The organism is Proteus vulgaris (genome assembly GCF_011045815.1).
Classification (GTDB): Bacteria; Pseudomonadota; Gammaproteobacteria; order Enterobacterales; family Enterobacteriaceae; genus Proteus; species Proteus vulgaris_B.
In genome coordinates this window covers 807323-827276 of the sequence record NZ_CP047344.1, presented here as the reverse complement: position 1 = coordinate 827276, position 19954 = coordinate 807323, and the positions used below count along the sequence as shown (strand labels likewise).

Below are 19954 nucleotides of genomic sequence, written 5' to 3'. Positions count from 1 at the left end.
TATCCCCTATCAAAGTGTTTAGTATACTAAACAAGAAAAATCATTTTGTTAATAGCAAAGCGTCAATTTAAAGAAAAATTAACATTTATGCTGAAAAAATAGTTAAAAAAAATCGGTATCTCTAATTAAGATACCGATTTCAAACATTATAACTGTTATTTTCGTTTTATTGATTAGCTTCTTAAACCTCTACCTTTTTCAATCAAGTACCATGCTATAACATAAAACACGGCAATGAAAAGGCACAACACACTGATGGTAACCGTTAAAGAAACATCGGTAATACCCAAAAAGCCATAACGAAAACCGCTAATCATATACACAATAGGGTTTAATTTTGACACTCCTTGCCAAAATTCAGGTAAGAGTGAAAGTGAATAAAATACACCACCTAAATAGGTTAATGGCGTTAAAACAAACGTTGGAATAATGCTGATATCATCAAAGGTTTTCGCAAAGATTGCATTTAACAACCCGGCAAGTGAAAACACAATGGAAGTCATCAGCAATGTCACCACGACCATTGTCCAAGAATGCATTTCTAAAGGTACAAAAAATAGCGAAACTAAAGTCACTAAGATACCGACACAAACACCACGAGCCACACCACCACCCACAAAGCCCGCAATAACAACATGTGTTGGCACCGGTGAAACTAATAACTCTTCGATACTACGCTGAAACTTGGCACCAAAAAATGAAGAGGAAACATTGGCATAAGAGTTTGTTATTACTGCCATCATAATCAGGCCAGGAACAATAAACTGCATATAATCAACACCACCCATATCGCCAATTCGTTTACCAATTAGGTTACCGAAAATAACGAAATAGAGAGACATAGTTATTACAGGTGGAATTAACGTTTGTATCCAAATACGGCCAAAACGGGTAACTTCTTTAATCCAAATTGTTTTGAGGGCTACCCAATACAGCTGAATCATTCCCTCTCTCCTTCTACTGTATGCTCTTCATTAACTAAATGAACAAATAATTCCTCAAGGCGATTGGCTTTATTTCTCATACTTAACACTTGAATACCTTGTGCATTAAGTTGAGCAAAAACACTATTTAAACCTTGTTCTCTTTTAACATCGACTTCTAATGTTGAAGTATCCATTAAACGATATTGATAATTTTGTAATTCAGGCAATGGACTTTTTGGTGCTAAATCTAAAATAAAGGTTTCAGACTCTAGTTTACTTAATAAGCCTTTCATACTGGTGTTTTCGACCAGTTCACCACGTTGAATAATACCAATATTCCTACACAACATTTCTGCTTCTTCTAAATAGTGTGTCGTTAAAATAATGGTGGTTCCTTCAGTGTTTAATTGTTTTAAAAACATCCACATTGAGCGACGTAATTCAATATCAACACCTGCTGTTGGTTCATCAAGGATCAGTAATTTCGGCTGATGCATTAATGCACGAGCAATCATTAAACGGCGCTTCATTCCCCCAGATAAAAAACGGGCTCTATCATCACGTTTTTCCCATAAATCTAACTGAGTTAAATAGGTTTCAGCACGTTCTAATGCTAACTTACGAGGAACACCATAATAACCTGCTTGATTGAGGACGATTTGTAATACGGTTTCAAATGGGTTGAAATTGAATTCTTGTGGCACTAACCCTAGCTGGCGCTTTGCATTAACCATATCGGTATCTGTGTCATAGCCAAAGACTTTAACTTTGCCACTACTCTTATTAACTAAAGAGCTGATAATACCAATGGTGGTCGATTTTCCTGCGCCATTAGGACCTAATAAAGCATAAAAATCTCCCGCTTCCACGGTGAGATTAATTCCTTTTAGCGCTTTTACGCCATTGTGATAAGTTTTCGTTAACTCCGTTAACTCCAATGCATACGTCATAAGTGGGAATTACCTTTTATCAACTGCATTATTCAGCATTGACTGAGCTGAAATCAGAAAATAGCTATTCAACTAAGCCTTACTAACGCTACGTATTGCTCACACGCTTCGAATTAGAAAATAAGCTTAGTTCAATATGATCAAAATGGAATAAGGATATTCTAGAGAAAATAAGGCCGTAAATAAACCGTTTTAGGGTTTATGACACAAACGAATAAATAAATTTATTTTAACTATTACAAATAATAAGAATAAAACTTAATGTAAGAAAAAATCAGAGATGAAGATGCTATATACTGTTACTTCTTGCTTATATTCCTAATGTATTAATCAATTCATCCCTTGATGTAATCATTTAGCCTAACTGATAGCAATAAAATTATTGCCCTTGTTCCTCAATCTTACTGATTGATATCATCTCGCCATTTATTATCTCAATCAATGCTGACTATCGATTTTTATCATCCCTGTATTTATCCATATCAAAAAGCAAAAAAAACACAAATATAAGATTTATTTATAATATGTTTTAATAAACCTATTTTTGGATAGTATAATAGTAGTCTTAACAATCAGTTATCTTTTTACACATTTGATTTACATCAAAGAATGTATTGATAAATTCATTAAACAAATGCTATAAAAAGATCTATCTTATTTGAAAGCGAAAAAATACAGACAATTATCTGTCACTTGGCTTTAAAAAGCCTTCTGATTAATTCAAAAGTAATGGTATAAAAATACCCTTTCTTAGTGGATCTCTCGCATCCAACAATAACACAGTGCTATTTCGTGTTGGCGTACTGTCAGCGCAAATGGTGAGAAACCGAATTTACAGGCAGTCACGTCATGATGAGAAAAATTGAAGAGCTGTTAGCCAATAACAAGCAATGGTCAGAATCTGTTACTGAAGAAAATCCTCAGTTTTTTAAAGATCTCTGTAAAGGCCAAAAACCCCATTTTTTATGGATTGGTTGCTCTGACAGCCGCGTTCCAGCAGAAAAATTGATAAATGCTGCACCTGGCGACCTATTTGTTCACCGTAATGTCGCAAACTTAGTGATCCACACCGACTTAAACTGTCTTTCTGTTATTCAGTATGCCGTTGATGTATTGCAAGTTGAACATATTATTGTATGTGGTCACTATGGTTGTGGTGGTATTGAAGCGGCTATTGAAGGAACTGAATTAGGACTTATTAATAACTGGTTATTGCATATCCGCGATATTTGGTACAAACACAGTTCAATGTTAGGCGAACTTGCTCCTCATGATAGATTAAACCTACTTTGTGAGCTAAACGTTATTGAACAAGTGTATAACCTAGGCCACTCAACGATTATGCAAGCCGCATGGAAACGTGGGCAAAAAGTGATGATCCACGGTTGGGTTTACGGTTTAAATAATGGTGAATTACACGATCTCGATGTCACCTCAGATAGCCGTGAGAAACTTGAACTTTCTTATCGCCAAGCGATGGCAAAATTGAGTCACCCTCGTTAATAAGCACATTCAATTCAATAAAAAACCCGCCTAAAGCGGGTTTTTTTACTTCTATTTAAGTAAATAAATTACTCATCTAATAACGTTACATGCCCAATATAAGGCAGATGGCGATAACGCTGTGCGTAATCAATGCCGTAACCAATTACAAATTTATCTTCAATAGAATAACCTATCCACTCAACCGGTACATCCACTTCACGGCGTGATGGCTTATCCAATAAAGTACAGATAGAAATAGAAGCTGGCTCACGTAAGCTTAAAATCTCTTTAACACGATTTAAGGTATTACCTGAGTCAATGATATCTTCAACAATCAGAACATCTTTACCACGAATATCTTCATCGAGATCTTTAATGATTTTAACGTCACGTGTTGACGTCATACCATTACCGTAACTTGATACAGTCATAAAATCGACTTCATGGTTCACGTTAATTTCACGGCATAAATCTGCCATAAAAATAAAAGAACCTTTTAACAAGCCGATTAAGACAAGATCATGTTGATCTTGGCGTGGGCGGTAATGTTCTGTGATTTCACGACCTAGCTCAGCAATACGCTGTTTGATCTCTTCTTCAGAGATCATGACATCAACAATATGTTTCATGATTAATTTCGATTGGGTTAACGGGGAAAGCAAACGATTGTACCAGAACTTCCCTCATCATGCGATGATCTGATTTAATGAAAATAAAGGCACAAAATATTAATCCTGTGCCCTTTATCAACTTATCTTACTGATATTAATGATTTTTATAGTGATAGATTATTTACTAACGGTAAATCCCGCCATCATACCTGTATCTTCGTGCTCTAATAAATGGCAATGCGCCATAAATGGGTGCTCTTTTGTCGCTAAATGGTCAAATTTCACAAGAATTTCGCTAAATTGTCCTTCAACTTTTACGATATCCTTCCAACCTTGGCGATGTTTCTCTGGTGCTCGACCGTTTTCAGATAAGATACGGAACTGTGTACCATGTACATGGAATGGATGTAGCATCATATCACCACGACCTGATACAACCCATTTTTCATAAACACCTTGCTTCACATCAAATGCAGGCTCTGTCATTGAGAATGGAATACCATTGATACTATTAGCATTATAGATATCTAAATCACCATTTCCATGACCGCAATTCATCCCACCGCCCATCATGCCATTACCGTTACCTTGGCGCATATGGCTCATCCCATGATGAATACCCGCTAATGCTTTATCACCATAACGTTCTGTTAATAGCATCATACCTTGCATATCTAAACGCATATCCATACGTAAATGTAATGTCCGCGTTGAAATATTGCTGAGTGTTGGTAATGCTGGAATAAGCGCTAATTGATCAGGTAATAAGCCTTGGCCTTTTTCTGCTGATGGTAATAAACGCAACACAGGGAGTACATTATCAAATGGCGCTAAAACCATCCCCATTTGGCGTACAGGTAAAGTAACAATATCAAAATCACGTCCATCAGACGTATCTACTAAAACTTCAAAACGCTCACCCATTAAAATTGGTAATTCCGTCACTTTGACCGGTTCCGCTAACAATCCACCATCACTGGCGATCACATACATCGGTCTGCCATCACTGGTTGCCAAATTTAAGCTACGCGCATTACAACCATTTAAGAAACGTAATCTGATCCAGCCTTTTGGCACAATATGTTGTGGTTGAATAGCACCGTTAGTTAACATCATGTCACCAAACCAACCAATTGCGGCACTCATTACATCAAGTTGATAATCTATCTGTCCATTACTATCTAAACGTTTGTCTTGTAAAATCACGGGCAAGTCATCAATACCCCAACGATTAGGCAATTTACGGTTTGCTGTTTCAGCATCTTCAATAATGACCAATCCACCTAATCCCATAGCAACTTGTTGTCCAGTAACACCATGAGTATGAGGATGGAACCAACACGTTGACTCGGCTTGATTAGGTGTAAAAGTCACTGTACGAGATTTTCCTGGTTCAATCATGGCTTGTGGGCCACCATCTTCTTCACCACTAATCTCAAGACCATGCCAGTGAACCGTTGTAGTTTCAGGTAATTGGTTATTGATATTAATAGTGACTGGTTGGCCTCGTTTAAGCTTTAGTGCTGGGCCTAATAAACTGCCGTTATAACCCCATGTGGTTGTGCTTGCCGTGGGAATAAATTGAGAAACACCTTGTTGAATATTAAGAACAATCTTTTGTTGAGCGTCTGGGGTAATTTGAGGTGGAATCGCCAATGAAGGCGTGTTACTTTGGGCAAACGCAAAACGACTCCAACTTGGTAATAATGTTACAGCACTTAATGTGGCGCCTAATTTTAAAAATTCACGACGTTGCATAATATATTCCTTTGAATAAAAACAAGTTATTCTGTCTTTATCGAAATAAGATAAGTAAAGAAGCCTTGTAAACTATTACCGATGCTAAAGTTTCCCCTTACTGGAAGGTCAATTTAAAACCCAACAAAATAGCGGGTCTTTGCAAAACTTTTAACTACATTAAGCCAAATAACAAAACTTGCTAAATCATCACACAAAGGAACAACACACCTAATGAAAAAAATGTTCGCCTTGTTCTGCACGCTAACACTTTCTTTTTCTATGCTCTTTTCTTCGGGCGCAAAAGCGTTAACCTACACACAAGCAGAAGACTTGGCAGATTTAACCGCAATCTACCTTTTTTTAAATAAAGATTGTGGTTATGAGCAAATATCAAAGTCTAAAATTGAAAGAGCCTTAATGGTCTTTTCTCGCTCGCAACAATGGGATGTCAGTAATTATTCAACATTACCAATGAGCCAATTAAATGAAGACAGTTACAATGATTTAAAAGGTATTGAAGTGTCACATAATAAGAAATGTCAGCTACTCGCGAATAAGTCATTAAGTCTATTAAATTATTAATACCTGTTGAGTAACATTGAGATAAATAGAAAAAGATAGCCTCTTGGAATAGCTTGCTTATTAACAAGAACCATATAAAGCAACTAATTAGAGGTTATCAAAGAAACTGACTTTCTTTTCCTGCTCTTTATTTCTTTTCCTGCTCTTTATTCCTTTTTGTGCTGATTATTTTTCTTCTGCCTATACTCATTCCAATACAGAGCCACAGAAGGAATACTTTGAATAATCAACATTCTAAAAATATGATTCGACATTACAAAAGCGGCATCCACGTTCATTGTGATAGCGGCAAAAGTCATGGCTTCCATACTTCCCGGCGCCCATGCTAATACTAATGTTGCCCAAGGAACACCCGTTAGATAAGCTGCTCCATATGCTACTATTACCGTTAAAATCACATTAATAATAACTACTTGAACAGAAGAAAAAGCATTTTTAATTAGTGAGGAAAATGGGAAAACAACAAAATGAGCCCCGATATTCATGCCAATTAAAACCATGCTCAATTCATTAAGTAACATTGGAAAGGCAATAGGTTCACTGATAAAAGATTGAATAAATATTGCACTACCTAATGAAGTCAACATAAAGGGTGCCGGGAATCGGATTTTCTGTAATAAAAGCCCAGTACCTAACCCTAAAGCTACAATCAATAATAACCACAAAAATGAAACCAGTGTCATTTCGGGTATAGCAAACTCAGGCATATTGGCTTTATCAGATCCCACAATAAAACCCGCCAGAATAATCAATACCATTAAACGAATAGTATGAGAAATAACAATTTTTTGGGGTGGTGTTTTAGTGTGATCAGTCAATGCCAAAATAGCAGCCATAGCACCAGGTACAGCACCTAACATCGACTCTTCTTTCGTCCAACCAATATGGCGATGGAACCAAAAATAACTCACAAAAAACTGAATAGCTAAACAAACAACAAGAGTGAGTAAAAGAATAATTAAGTTGTCAGCACTGCCTAAATGAACTTGGTTAAACATTAAGCCAACCGATGTACCTAAAGTCAGTTGAATAAACGTTAATGTATGTTTAGGAACCGCAAGCTCCCATTTAAAGCGGTAAGCAATAATGACAACAAGGATCGGCCCAAACATCAGCGCCATGGGCAAACCAGAAAGGGTAAGAACACCACCTATTAATGCACAAAATAGAATACCTGGTAGAGTTTTTAAAAACGACATGTTGTGTTACTCAGTTTTTTTAATTATTGTTTCCATCCTAGCATTTGTATAAATATTTAATAACCAAATAGTGATAAAGTAATTATTATTTTTTTTAATACATAGAGCCGATTATGTCGCTGAAAATAACTACAAATCCCACATCAAATGAGATCAATGAAATTTATGAAGGTTTGTTAACACATAACCTCAACTATATTCATATAGATCAATACACGCCACTTGCTGTTTTTAAGGAAGAGAATGGTAAAAAAATAGGTGGGATCTCTGGGGATATTTTAGGAAATTGGCTACGTATTCGTTATTTGTGGGTAGATAAAGCCTATCGTGAACAAAACATAGGTACAGAATTACTGCAAACAATGGAAAACACGGCAAAAGAAAAAGGTGCCAAATATGCTGAAGTTGATACCTTTAGCTTTCAAGCCCTGCCTTTTTATCAAAAGCAGGGATTTGAAATATTTGGTACGTTAGAAAATTATCCGGTTAGTGATAAAAAATATTATTTAAGGAAAGATTTATAGTTTTTTGTTATTTTCTTCACTTATTTCATTAGTATTTCCCTCCTTCTCAAAAAACAATCGATAATTATCTTTTGAATATTTTACCTTCTCATCTAAATTCAAAGTAGTTTCTCCTTCAGTAGAACTTTCATCTATATCGAGAATAATTGAGTCTAATTTATTTATTATTTTATTGAATTTTTCATTTGACTTTAACTCTGAATTAAGACTGTCTATTTCCCTCATTAAAATATCCAATTCTAATTTTTCCTCATGAACATGATTTATATTAAAACCTTCATAATCCCATTGAAAATCCAAATCATCATCTTCATCTATTTCACTTTTATTATCTATTTTACTTTCTGATATTAGTTTATAATTATCAATATCTGAATTATCATCCTTATCTATCTCATTTACATTTTCTGCTTTACTTTCTAATATTGGTTTATAATCTCCAACATCAAAATAATCAACATTAATATATTTATCACCCAAGTCTTTTTTAGGTGCTTTTTTAGGCATTTCTATTATTTCTTCCGTCTCAAAATCATTAAGTATGACTGTATATTCTGGTATTTCTGTATCTACTTGTGTAGCTGTATCTACTTGTGTAGCTGTATCTACAGTCATATTTCTTTTTATCGCATTATGGTTATCACTAATATATTTTCCTATCCATTCTTGCATTAAATCATTAAAGGAACATTCACTCCCCACCTTTTTATCAAGAGCCATCATCATAATAGTAGATAATTTACTTTCTATTTTATTTTTTATATTATTATCAAATTTATTAAGAACTTGAACTTCTTCGATAGCAATAAGTAAAATATTCATTGATTTTATAAAATTATCTCTTTCTTTTTCTGTTGAAAAATTATATATAAAATCATATTTTTTATTTAAATGAATGTTTTCAAATTTAAACTTAGAATTTATTAATTTAAATATATTTTTTATACTATCATTATTTATTGCATTAATTCTATTTTTAATAATTTCATTTAAACATTCTACAATTAACTTATTATCAGAGCCTTCTTTTCCTATATCATCTTGTGCTGAAAAAAAATCTTTAGCTCTTTTTACTTCAGTCAAATAATCACAGTAACTATAGAAATCAAATTTATCATTTGCATGAGAAATTATGTTACTTATAGTGTTTAAATTTTTATTTCTTATTTCATTTTCCTTATCTGGTAAATTCTTTATTTCACACTCTTTTTTATTTATTTCATTATCTACTCCATTAAAGATGTGACTATGTTTACTTATATCTACAATACTAGATTGTTTATTATTTTTTATATCTCTTATAAGAAAATGAATCTCTAGTTTATGGAATAAAGAAGTCAATGACTGAATAATTTTCTTACCAAAAGAAGGTATGACAGGCGTATTTTTTATTTCACTTATATTTTTTGTGAAAATATAACTTTCCTTTTTTGGAAAGTAATGCGGTTTATTTAAAAATAATAATTTTGGTTCAAATAAATTTGTTTTAACAATCATAGGTTATCCATCCATATGTAAATCAATATAACTTTATTATTACGCATATAAATAAAAAACATTTAATAAAATAATTATATATTTTCAAAGTAATTTGAAAAATATTTTCTCAACACTTCATCTTTAGAACTATCCAAGTTATTCGCATCCAAACCTATTCGATTAAAAATACCCTTTAAATCATTTTCTATTTCTGTATTTTTAGTACTCACAACACCCGATCCCCCTAAATCTCTTACGCCATTGTTTGTATAAGAAATTATTTTACTTTCTTGGTTTTCAAATGTCTGATAACTAATTAATAAAACTATTGCATCTTGAGCCCATTTATAATTAATGTTATTGCTCGTATTTTTAAAAATTCGAGTAAGTAATTCATTACCTCTTTCATTACTTTTTATATTTTCATAAAAACTTTTATCCAATGATTTTATAATTCTCTTTGTTGCACCACCTATATTTTTAGAGATATCTTTATTTATCATCCTAATCAAATTACCTGCTTTAGAAATAGTATCTTCCTCACCAATAAAATCTTTATTTTGTGACAATTGATTATATAACTCTTTTGTTAATGTTAAAGATATAATATTTTTAATGTTTTTAAAATCGCCATTAGATTCAGAAATAATATCAGCCCTACTTTTCTCACTCATTAATGAATCAAATGTTTTCATAATAATACTATCTATATCAATATTTTCATTTAATGTATTTATTCTATCTCTTAGTAAATTTTTTAGTTCATTAACTGTATCCCTAGAAAAAACCATACCTATATTCTTGTTTATATCATCAGTTCCTTCCTTAAGAATTAAATTCAATTTACTATTAATTTCAGAGGGTAAACCAGCATACTTTTCTTCAAATTTACTTTTAGCCAAGTCAGCAATAAACTCATTTTTTAGTATTTTAACATCATTAATAAGTTTACATTCTAATGCTCTTTCTAATGTTTGATATTTTATTATATTATCTATATTTTTATTATTATTTTTTCTATTTATTACTTTATCTGTATTTTTGGTAAATGTGTTATTTAATTCATTTAAGCGTTGAATGAATTTATCAACAGGTTTGTTATTTCCTGATATTGAATCAAGTTTAAACTCACTTAATGCTTGATTAACATTTAGATTTACAGGGTTTATTCTTAAAGGCAGTAGATTTCTATTGATAAATTTAAAAGGAGAAATTAAAGGTTTAAATAAGTTTTTAATGCTTCTTTTCTTCTCTTTTTTTAATTGAATATCTTCATGAACATTTAATTCTTTTCTCCCTGACGCTGTGATCCAATCAGGTAGTTTATTTATGCTGTTTTGTTTTTCTAAGCTATTACTTCCTGTTCTATTAAAATCATTTTCTTCATTTAATGCTTCAACAGTTTGTTGAATTATAGAAAGCATTTTTCTAAATTTATCATCCGTATTTATCGGAATAATAACCGGATAATTATCTTTATCTAATTTATTTTCACAACGTTCTATATGCGCTGAAATATCCTTTTCTGATGTTCTCTCATCATTTATTTTACTAAAGTTCATGTCATTGTTAGAAACAGAATATAATGAATTTCTAAAATTAGAATACTGATTTTTTTATTATCCACATGATGGAAAGTTGTAGGTAATGGGACTTTAACTACATCAATTTTTTTCATTTTATCACCCGTAATAAAGATTATTACAAATAGTTTATCCCTTAATTTTTTTTAAGTTTGTAAAAATCGCACAATAGTAATCAATTAATAACTTTCAATAAAAACACGATATATTATTTAAAAAAAAGACACCCCAAAAAAAGATATCAACTAAGTGATATCTTTTTTTGGGGTGTCTTTTAAAAAATGCCTCTTGTTTTATTCTTTTAAATCGTTATACACCGTTGCCCTTGAAACGCCTAAATACTGCGCTGTAATTTCCATTGCCTTACGCAGTGAAAGATAACCTTCATCCTGTAAACACAATAGCAATTCACGTCGCTGATGCGGTTTTAATGCTCTTGGTGTAACAGAATAAGTTGCTGAAAATTCATCAATACGTTTTTTCAGCGAATCTTCTGTCACTGAGCTAAAGGTTTCAATAATGTCATTACCTTCTTCAAGGGTTGCAAATTGGTTTAGTACCATTTGCAATCCTTTGATCATTGAAATATCAATATTTAAGCATAATGCCGCAACATAATTCCCTTGTTTATCTTTAATACCGATAGACGTACTTTTTGCGGTTCTACCATCAGGAAATTGATTTGGGTAATTAGCCACAATTTGTGGAAAGTCAGACGATTCAATACGTGCCATTCCCAATTCTGTTGCTCTATCCCCAACTTTTCTACCTGATAGATTATTTTCAATGACCATAATGGTATTTTCACTATCAGTTAGATCATGAAGTACAACCTCACAGAAAGGCGATAATGTTTTACCAATGCCTTGTGCAATAAATTGTAGTTGTTCTACCAGCCACTCTTGGTCTTCTGTTTTGTGTGACATAACGATCCCTGCAATAGCTAAAACGTAAATGATTTATACAATTTTAACCGATTTATTCAAATAATTAATCGTTATCTGCAGGATAATCAGATTTTGCCTGATTTAGAATAGCTTTTGCCATCCATTGAGTCATATCAATGACCTGTTGATCATCCATTTTCCAGATATCTTTCATTACCAAAAAGACTTCTGACCCATAAATTAAAGAGAACGATTTAATCACCTTATCCCACATTTCTTGAGGATAGTGTGCTTTTAAAGGTTCAATAACTTTGAGTAAAATCTCTTTACGGTGACCACGAATAAATCGTTTTTCTGCATATTCACTCGATTGTCTCTCTTTTGCCCATTGCTGTAATGAAACTTGCAAAGCACCACGCAGTGCGCCTTCATGTTTAAACATCTGTGGATAGGCAAGATTGAGCAACTCAGTGATGCGTTGTTGCGTATTATCTTCGGGAGTTGGTGTCCATGCAATGATCGGCGCTAAACTTGCATCAACTGTGGCACTAATTAAATCACTTTGTGTGGGAAAATAACGATATGCGGTTGCCCTCGAAACACCGGCATGTGCAGCTAACTCTGACACTGTCGGTAACATTCCTTGCTCAAAAAGCCCCAACGCAGTTGTTACCAATAATTGATAGGTTCTTTTTCGTGTACCGGACATGGCATCCGTTTCATCACTATAACTCATAGAAAATCCTTCGTTATTCCTACACTTTTATGTCTGGGCTTATCTTAAGCGAAATACTCACAACACTTAACGTTTACTTTAGGTGATTAATTACACCTTATCGACCTTTAATGTACAAAAAATAAAAATAATGAGACGGTCGTCTCAAAACAGTGCTATGATAAATGAAACTCAAGTCTCATTATGATTATAATCTATCCGTCGATAATTATAAAAGGTATGGGAAGGCTTATGAAACAGTATGCTGGTTCTATTTATATTGCCACAACGCTTGATACTAAAAGTGCTGAGATTTTTTATGTCAGTGATTTAATTAAAAAAGCAGGCCTTCCTGTTAAGACCGTTGACTTGACAACCAAACCCACGGCACTCGCACGAGAAGCGGATGTCACAGCAACCGAAGTTGCACGCTTTCATCCAGATGGCCAAGAGGCTGTGTTCTGTGGTGATAGAGGAAAAGCAATAGAAGCGATGTCGGTCGCTTTCGAACACTATTTAACTCACTGTGATGATGTCTTAGCCATTCTTGGACTAGGCGGCTCAGGGGGGACGGCTCTGATTACACCAGCAATGCAATCTCTGCCAATTGGTGTTCCTAAATTGATGGTATCGACGATGGCGTCTGGCGATATTTCAGGCTATATCGGTGCAAGTGATATCTCAATGATGTACTCCGTTACAGATGTATCAGGCTTAAATCGTATTTCTCGTAAAGTTTTAAGAAATGCCGCGAATCAAATCGCTGGCGCTGTTTATTTTTGCCAAGAAGAGCATGTTGTTGATAAACCTGCGGTAGCACTAACAATGTTTGGTGTAACCACTCCTTGTGTACAACAACTCACTCAAAAACTTGAAAATAATTATGACTGCCTTGTTTTTCATGCAACAGGAAGTGGCGGCAAAGCCATGGAAAAACTGGTAGACAGTCACCTGCTTCATAGTGTGTTAGATCTTACAACAACTGAAGTGTGTGATTACTTGTTTGATGGTGTACTTGCTTGTGATGAAGACCGTTTTGGTGCAATCGCCCGTACTAAAACCCCTTATGTCGGTTCTTGTGGCGCATTAGATATGGTGAACTTTGGTCGCCCTTCTAGTGTTCCTGAGAAATATAAAGGGCGTCAATTTTATCATCATAATGCACAAGTCACCTTAATGCGCACAACACCAGAGGAAAACCGTCAATTGGGTATTTGGATCGCTGAAAAAATGAATCAGTGTGAAGGCCCATTGCGGTTTGTATTACCACAGGGCGGTTTTTCTGCTCTGGATATTGAAGGGGGTCCTTTTTGGAACCCAAAAGCAAACCAAGCGTTTTTTGATGCATTTATAACAACATTTAAAGAGACAGAGACTCGTCAATTAGTCATCAGTCCTTATCACATAAACTCAGCTGAGTTTACTCAGCAAATTTATGATTTACACCAGGAACTTATTTGTTAACCACGGAGAAAGAAGAATGACTCATTCACGTGAAACGTTACTAAAAAAATTCAACGAAATGATTGCACGCCATGAACCAATTATTGGTGGTGGTGCAGGTACTGGCCTGTCAGCTAAATGTGAAGAAGCGGGTGGTATTGACCTCATTGTTATTTATAATTCAGGTCGTTACCGTATGGCTGGTCGAGGATCTTTAGCGGGTTTATTGGCTTATGGCAACGCTAATGAAATCGTTATGGATATGGCAAAAGAAGTATTACCTGTTGTTAAACATACGCCTGTACTTGCAGGAGTAAATGGCACAGATCCATTCTGTAACTTTGATAAGTTTTTAGATGATGTCAAAGCAACAGGTTTTGCAGGCGTACAAAATTTCCCAACGGTTGGCTTAATTGATGGTAATTTCCGTGCCAATTTAGAAGAAACAGGTATGGGTTATGGGCTTGAAGTAGATATGATCCGCCAAGCTCACGAAAAAGATCTACTAACCACACCTTATGTTTTTAGTCGTGAAGATGCTATCGCAATGACTGAGGCTGGTGCCGATATTATTGTGCCACATATGGGATTAACGACTGGCGGTAACATTGGTGCAGAAACTGCATTAACATTAGCGGACTGTGTCCCTTTAATTAATGACTGGGCAAAAGCAGCAAAAGCAGTACGTGCTGATGTTATTGTGCTTTGTCATGGTGGTCCGATTGCAACCCCTGAAGATGCACAATATATCTTAGATAATTGCCCTGATTGTCATGGTTTCTATGGTGCAAGTTCAATGGAACGTTTGCCAACAGAAGTGGCATTAACCGCAACAACAAAAGAATTTAAAAGTATTAAACGCTAATTCAAAATCATCAAGTTTGCCTAAGCGTTAATCCATATTGCCCACATTATGTGGGCAATATTTTATGCAAAAAATCCTAATTCAAATTAGACTAATTTTGCAATTAATGTATTTAAATCACCCGCTAAGAAATCCACTGGTGGAATTTCAATAACGGTATAAGCACCCGCACGTTGCTTCATACTCGCTCTTGCCGCTGAAACCATAAATTGAGACGTCAATGCAGGGTTGTTAATACGCATTGAATATTCAAATAATTGGTTATGTGTTTTACCCGAAACACCTTTATGAGTCATATGAACACCATGCCCAACATCTTTTAAGCTATCGACACAATCGACTTGCTTCACATGGGTTTCATCAGAAGAGAAATAGCTATCAGCTTTAATCGCTTGCTCTACTTGATTAAAATCTACACCCGCTTCTAATTCGACATAAACCATACGGCGATGAACGCCCGTACCTAGCGGAATAGTCATTGAAAGTGCATCTTTAACACCTTCAATGCTTTTAGCCGCAACACTGTGCCCCATACTCATACCTGGTCCAAAGTTAGTATAAGTAATACCTTTGGGTGCCATGGCTAACATTAATGTACGAACAATAGAATCAGAACCTGGATCCCAACCCGCTGAAATAACAGCAACACGGTCATGTTTTTTAGCTACTTCATCTAATTCTGTTTTTAATGACACAATTTCGCTGTGAACATCAAAACTATCTACTGTATTAATGCCTAAGCCTAAAATAGATTTAGCTAATTCTTTAATTGCACGGGTTGGTGAACATAAGAGAGCAACATCAACATTACCTAATGTTTTAATATCGTTAGTTACGGTAATATTTTGCAGCTCTTCTGGGATGTTGTTTATATCGCGGCGAACAACTCCCATTAATTCAAAATCTTGTGCAGCTTGGACAGCTTCTAATGCAAATCGACCAATATTACCGTAGCCTACAATCGCCACTTTTATTTTAGTATTCATTAATTCCCCTGACTTTAATGTTAATCATCTCTTAATGATAATAGTGATTAGTTATCAATGAATAAACCATATAAATATCTTTTTTGCCAGATAAACATTATTTGCGCTATTCCCTTATAAATAAACCTTGTAGAATCCCCCTTCTTCCGACACGTTTATATTAATAAATCGATTTCACTCTGTTTTTAAGAAGGTTTTCAATGCATCAGTCTGATGTAGCGGATCGCTCGCTTTTCTCTCTTAGTTGGCCAATATTTATAGATATTTTCCTACATCTAGCCACACTATTAATTAATACTTACATGGTAAGCCACGTTTCTACCGCTTACTTAGCCGCTATGGGCGTCGGCAACCAGGTTTTTGATCTTTTCATCACCATTTTTAGTTTTATTAGTGTGGGATGTAGCGTCGTTATTGCCCAATATTTAGGTGCGGGTAAAAAAGAAAAAGCCAGTCAGGCAATCCATATCTCTATTGCATTTAACTCATTACTGGGGATAAGTAGCGCTGTAATTATTCTCTTTTTTGGCTACAACATTCTTAATTTAATGAATACGCCATCTCACTTGGTTCAAGATGGCTACAATTACTTGCATATTATTGGCATTTGTCTTATTCCTGAGGCAATTTCAATTATTCTGGCTGCATGTTTAAGAGTTTATGGCAAATCAAAAGCCGCCATGTATGTCACATTGATTGCTAACATTGTTACCGTCATTGGTAATATGATTGTACTTTATGGCTTCTTTGGTTTACCACAATACGGATTAGTCGGTGTTGCTTGGTCTACTGTTGTTGGTCGTATTATTGCCGTCATTTTATTATGTGGATTATTGTTCTACGGCTTACGCATTAAATTTCAAGCAAGACAACTCTTTATCTGGTCCAAAAATATGCTGGGGAAAATCCTACATATTGGATTACCGGCTGCTGGTGAAAATCTAGTTTGGATCTTACATTACATGACTGCATCCGCCTTTATTGGTTTAATGGGCGAAGTTCCTCTTGCAGCACAAACGCTCTATTTCCAATTGTCATTATTTTTAATGCTCTTTGGTATTGCTATTAGTATTGGTAATGAAATTCTTGTGGGGCATTTAGTTGGCGCTAAACGCTTTGATGATGCCTTTAATCGTGGCTGGAAAAGTTTAAAAACCGGTGTGATATTCACGATTGGGGTAGTGATTATTTATTGGTTTATGCGTGATCCTATTTTGTATTCCATTACAGAAGATCAACGCATTATTGACCAATTAATTCCTCTGTTTATTTTGTCGGTCTTTTTAGAACCAGGTCGTACTTTTAATATCGTGATGGTGAATGCCTTACGTGCGGCCGGCGATGCTAAATTTCCTCTGATGACAGCAATTTGTTTTATGTGGGGAGTGGCAATTCCGGTTGGCTATTTCCTTGGTATTAAGATGGAAATGGGATTGATTGGTATCTGGATTGGCTTTCTTTGTGATGAGTGGTTACGTGGTTTAACTAACGCATGGCGTTGGCGTTCACGTAAGTGGCAAACTAAACGCTTGGATATTTAGTACTAATACTCTCTTTTTTCCCCGATAAAATATCGGGGAACCCCTATTAGATAATATTGTCACTTTTCAACTTTAAGCTCTCAAGAAGAATAAAAGCATTTAAACGTCTTTTTAAATCTTCATTTACTTTAATTTTATGATTATTTGATTTATTAAAATCGTCTATAAATTGATAAATAAATCTATTAATTAAAAAATAATCTTGTATCTCATACTGCTCTTCATATTTTTCACATGAAGAAAATAATTCACCCAATGGAACATCGCTAATAATCTTAATTAAGTTGTCTTTAAAATTACCATTCACTTTATTATTCTTATAAATAATCTTAGATAAATCATCAACAAGCTCTAGTTTTTCTTTTAAAAAACAATCTTGATTCATTGTTTCATAAATTGGCTCATAAATTGGTTCATAAATTGGTTCATAAATTGGTTCATAAATTGGTTCATAAATATTGTCTTCAATAGGCTCATTAATAGAACTATCAATAACATTTTCTAGCAATTCTTTATTTATTAATTTATCAGTATCAAACCCTTTGTTTTTTAAATAATTAAATATTGATTCTTGCTCTTTCTTATCTAAATCAAAAAATGGATTTTCTTTTTCACTTTTAATAAATAAACTTTTATTAGAAAAATAGCCATCAGCGATTTTATCATAAAACATTTCGTAAGAATTAGAAACGCAAGAGATATCTTTACTCATGTCCATATAAATTGGTTCGTCTAGCGTCTCTATTTCTTTACTTTTTAAACACTTAACACCAATAAATTCATGCGATGAATTTTTCATTGATAACACTGAGTCTCTATGAATAGAGAGCTCAGCATCTGATATATGATTTGCTAAAATTGAAGGCATTTCTTTTTGCATTATGCTTATCTTTTCAAGATACATCATTATCATCCTATTAATTAATATTTATACTATTCTATAGATTACGTTGTATCCTTCTATCATTTATCTGTCATTTATAAAAACCTTCTATTTTTAATTTCATATATAAAAAATACATCTAAAGTTAGTTAAAATTAATAAGAGGATAAAATAACACTATTCTTTTTTCACCATTTCCAATAACTCTTGTGGCGTAAGTTTTTTATTTTTATTTTCGTTAGCTATACTAAGTTGCTCATCTATTTCAGCTAAAAACTCATCAAATGAATTATCATTATTAATCAAATTAAGTTTATCTTTATGCCGCTTTTCTATTATTGACATATTATTTTCATTTAATTTATCATGTTCAGCAAAAACTTTTTTCTGTTCTTCTGCCTCTTGTAACTTTTCATCTTCATTTAAAGTATTGTTAACTGTAACGGTGATATTTTCTATAACACCATTTTTATCGCTGCTTTGTTCTTTTTTTAAAAATTGCAAATAAATAATATTATTAATTCTTTTATTTAATTTAAAAAAATAGTCTGAATTAGCCAGTTTTTTAAAATAAGTTTTTTTATTAATAGGATCTGTTTCTCTCGTTCCCTTATTTTCATTATAAACTTCCAAATAATTAAAAACTTTATCGAGAAATACATATCCATATCTATCATTATCATCTGATAACCTATCTAGTAATGAAATATCTTTTGTAATTTCAATTAAATGAGATTTAAAATTTTCTTTTTCAACAGAAACTTGATTTTTATTAACATTAGAATTAATTTTATCACTCGTATTTTTATCAATATTTTTAAAATCAGTATTTATCAAACCGTCATCATTAACCTGATCATATTGCGGATTAATAATAGCTATTTTTTTATTTATATGACCATCGATTTTTACATATTCACATTCACCTTTTGAATTAGATATATTTAAATTATCATTTGATTGATTTGATAATGCCATTTTAGTTTTTATTGATGATTTAAATTGCATCTCTGTAATATAATTAATTAATGATAATTTACTCTTTAATAGACTATCTTGTTTACATAAATAAAGATCATTAATGACTTTATCAATCGGAACCAAATCTCCATTCGGAAGTTCAATATCTTTCAAAATTTTCAGTCTTTCTTTTAAAATATTTTTCTCATTATCTATACGATTAAACTCTATCGTTTCATTATTTATTCCTTTATTACTGATGATTAAATCTTTAGATTTTAAAAACGAGCTATTTGCATTAAATATAATTTTATTCTCATAGCGACCAGGATGAATGAATTCATTTATTGCATTCCTCACCTTGATAGATATTTTAGAAATAGAGAGTTTTATTTCCCCGCCTATGGAGACTATTTTATTAGCAATAGAGGGTGATTTTCTACCAATTTCATTGATACCATTCATTATCACAATACTCATATTATTTATATATAAATAATATTTTACTCTCAGTGTTTCCCTCATCTATCACTTCTCTTTTCTATTTTTTTAAATAAATAGCATTTTTTTAAGAAAAAAACTTAATATCTTTCAA

The 19954-nt window shown here is 33.3% G+C and carries 18 protein-coding genes; 6 read left to right on the top strand and 12 right to left on the bottom strand.

Annotation, left to right across the window (positions count from 1 at the left end; all coding sequences use genetic code 11):
• Positions 1 to 173 precede the first annotated feature (173 nt).
• Both GTH24_RS03830 and GTH24_RS03825 read right to left on the bottom strand, forming a co-directional pair.
• Positions 174 to 944, bottom strand: coding sequence for an ABC transporter permease (locus tag GTH24_RS03830; RefSeq protein WP_072070987.1), 771 nt, complete (start codon positions 942 to 944; stop codon positions 174 to 176).
• Positions 941 to 1876, bottom strand: a complete 936-nt coding sequence (locus tag GTH24_RS03825; protein ID WP_072070988.1) for an ABC transporter ATP-binding protein — start codon at positions 1874 to 1876, stop codon at positions 941 to 943. Before GTH24_RS03825 ends, GTH24_RS03830 begins: the two co-directional genes overlap by 4 nt.
• Before the next feature lie 849 nt (positions 1877 to 2725).
• Here GTH24_RS03825 and can point away from each other — a divergent pair.
• Positions 2726 to 3379 (top strand): carbonate dehydratase, encoded by a 654-nt coding sequence (gene can, locus GTH24_RS03820; protein WP_072070989.1) that lies wholly within the window; start codon positions 2726 to 2728, stop codon positions 3377 to 3379.
• A gap of 68 nt (positions 3380 to 3447) precedes the next feature.
• On the opposite strand, the gene hpt is transcribed toward can, so the two are convergent.
• Entirely contained in the window at positions 3448 to 3990 is a 543-nt protein-coding gene (gene hpt, locus GTH24_RS03815; protein WP_072070990.1) for a hypoxanthine phosphoribosyltransferase, read from the bottom strand.
• A 159-nt stretch (positions 3991 to 4149) separates the two neighbouring features.
• A complete protein-coding gene (cueO, locus tag GTH24_RS03810; protein WP_072070991.1) occupies positions 4150 to 5730 on the bottom strand; it encodes a multicopper oxidase CueO in 1581 nt (526 codons plus the stop codon).
• 213 nt (positions 5731 to 5943) lie between these two features.
• Between cueO and GTH24_RS03805 the strand changes: the two genes are divergently transcribed.
• Complete coding sequence (locus GTH24_RS03805) at positions 5944 to 6294, top strand: YacC family pilotin-like protein (RefSeq protein WP_072070992.1); 351 nt, start codon at positions 5944 to 5946, stop codon at positions 6292 to 6294.
• A 146-nt stretch (positions 6295 to 6440) separates the two neighbouring features.
• On the opposite strand, the gene GTH24_RS03800 is transcribed toward GTH24_RS03805, so the two are convergent.
• On the bottom strand, positions 6441 to 7493 hold the full coding sequence (locus GTH24_RS03800) for an AbrB family transcriptional regulator (protein ID WP_072070993.1): 1053 nt from the start codon (positions 7491 to 7493) through the stop codon (positions 6441 to 6443).
• A 113-nt stretch (positions 7494 to 7606) separates the two neighbouring features.
• On the opposite strand from GTH24_RS03800, the gene GTH24_RS03795 reads away from it, so the two are divergent.
• Positions 7607 to 8017, top strand: coding sequence for a GNAT family N-acetyltransferase (locus GTH24_RS03795; protein ID WP_072070994.1), 411 nt, complete (start codon positions 7607 to 7609; stop codon positions 8015 to 8017).
• Here the strand turns inward: GTH24_RS03795 and GTH24_RS03790 are convergent.
• The 4 genes from GTH24_RS03790 to GTH24_RS03775 all read right to left on the bottom strand — a co-directional run bounded on the left by GTH24_RS03790 (position 8012) and on the right by GTH24_RS03775 (position 12702).
• Positions 8012 to 9514, bottom strand: a complete 1503-nt coding sequence (locus tag GTH24_RS03790; protein ID WP_164525971.1) for a hypothetical protein — start codon at positions 9512 to 9514, stop codon at positions 8012 to 8014. The genes GTH24_RS03795 and GTH24_RS03790 overlap by 6 nt on opposite strands.
• Before the next feature lie 74 nt (positions 9515 to 9588).
• Complete coding sequence (locus tag GTH24_RS03785) at positions 9589 to 11058, bottom strand: hypothetical protein (protein ID WP_164525970.1); 1470 nt, start codon at positions 11056 to 11058, stop codon at positions 9589 to 9591.
• A gap of 314 nt (positions 11059 to 11372) precedes the next feature.
• A complete protein-coding gene (locus GTH24_RS03780; RefSeq protein ID WP_006535016.1) occupies positions 11373 to 12005 on the bottom strand; it encodes a helix-turn-helix transcriptional regulator in 633 nt (210 codons plus the stop codon).
• A 64-nt stretch (positions 12006 to 12069) separates the two neighbouring features.
• Positions 12070 to 12702, bottom strand: a complete 633-nt coding sequence (locus tag GTH24_RS03775) for a TetR/AcrR family transcriptional regulator (protein ID WP_072069348.1) — start codon at positions 12700 to 12702, stop codon at positions 12070 to 12072.
• Between the two features lie 231 nt (positions 12703 to 12933).
• Here GTH24_RS03775 and GTH24_RS03770 point away from each other — a divergent pair, with 231 nt between their 5' ends.
• Positions 12934 to 14145: a Tm-1-like ATP-binding domain-containing protein gene (locus GTH24_RS03770; protein ID WP_164525969.1), complete on the top strand. Its 1212-nt coding sequence runs from the start codon at positions 12934 to 12936 to the stop codon at positions 14143 to 14145.
• 16 nt (positions 14146 to 14161) lie between these two features.
• On the top strand, positions 14162 to 14989 hold the full coding sequence (locus GTH24_RS03765; RefSeq protein WP_072069350.1) for a phosphoenolpyruvate hydrolase family protein: 828 nt from the start codon (positions 14162 to 14164) through the stop codon (positions 14987 to 14989).
• 86 nt (positions 14990 to 15075) lie between these two features.
• Here GTH24_RS03765 and GTH24_RS03760 read toward each other — a convergent pair whose 3' ends face one another.
• Positions 15076 to 15975 (bottom strand): diaminopimelate dehydrogenase, encoded by a 900-nt coding sequence (locus GTH24_RS03760; protein ID WP_164525968.1) that lies wholly within the window; start codon positions 15973 to 15975, stop codon positions 15076 to 15078.
• A gap of 200 nt (positions 15976 to 16175) precedes the next feature.
• Here GTH24_RS03760 and GTH24_RS03755 point away from each other — a divergent pair, with 200 nt between their 5' ends.
• Entirely contained in the window at positions 16176 to 17516 is a 1341-nt protein-coding gene (locus GTH24_RS03755) for an MATE family efflux transporter (protein WP_072069352.1), read from the top strand.
• Positions 17517 to 17562: 46 nt separating this feature from the next.
• On the opposite strand, the gene GTH24_RS03750 is transcribed toward GTH24_RS03755, so the two are convergent.
• Positions 17563 to 18396: a hypothetical protein gene (locus GTH24_RS03750; RefSeq protein ID WP_164525967.1), complete on the bottom strand. Its 834-nt coding sequence runs from the start codon at positions 18394 to 18396 to the stop codon at positions 17563 to 17565.
• Between the two features lie 180 nt (positions 18397 to 18576).
• Positions 18577 to 19824: a hypothetical protein gene (locus tag GTH24_RS03745; RefSeq protein WP_164525966.1), complete on the bottom strand. Its 1248-nt coding sequence runs from the start codon at positions 19822 to 19824 to the stop codon at positions 18577 to 18579.
• Positions 19825 to 19954: the final 130 nt, after the last annotated feature.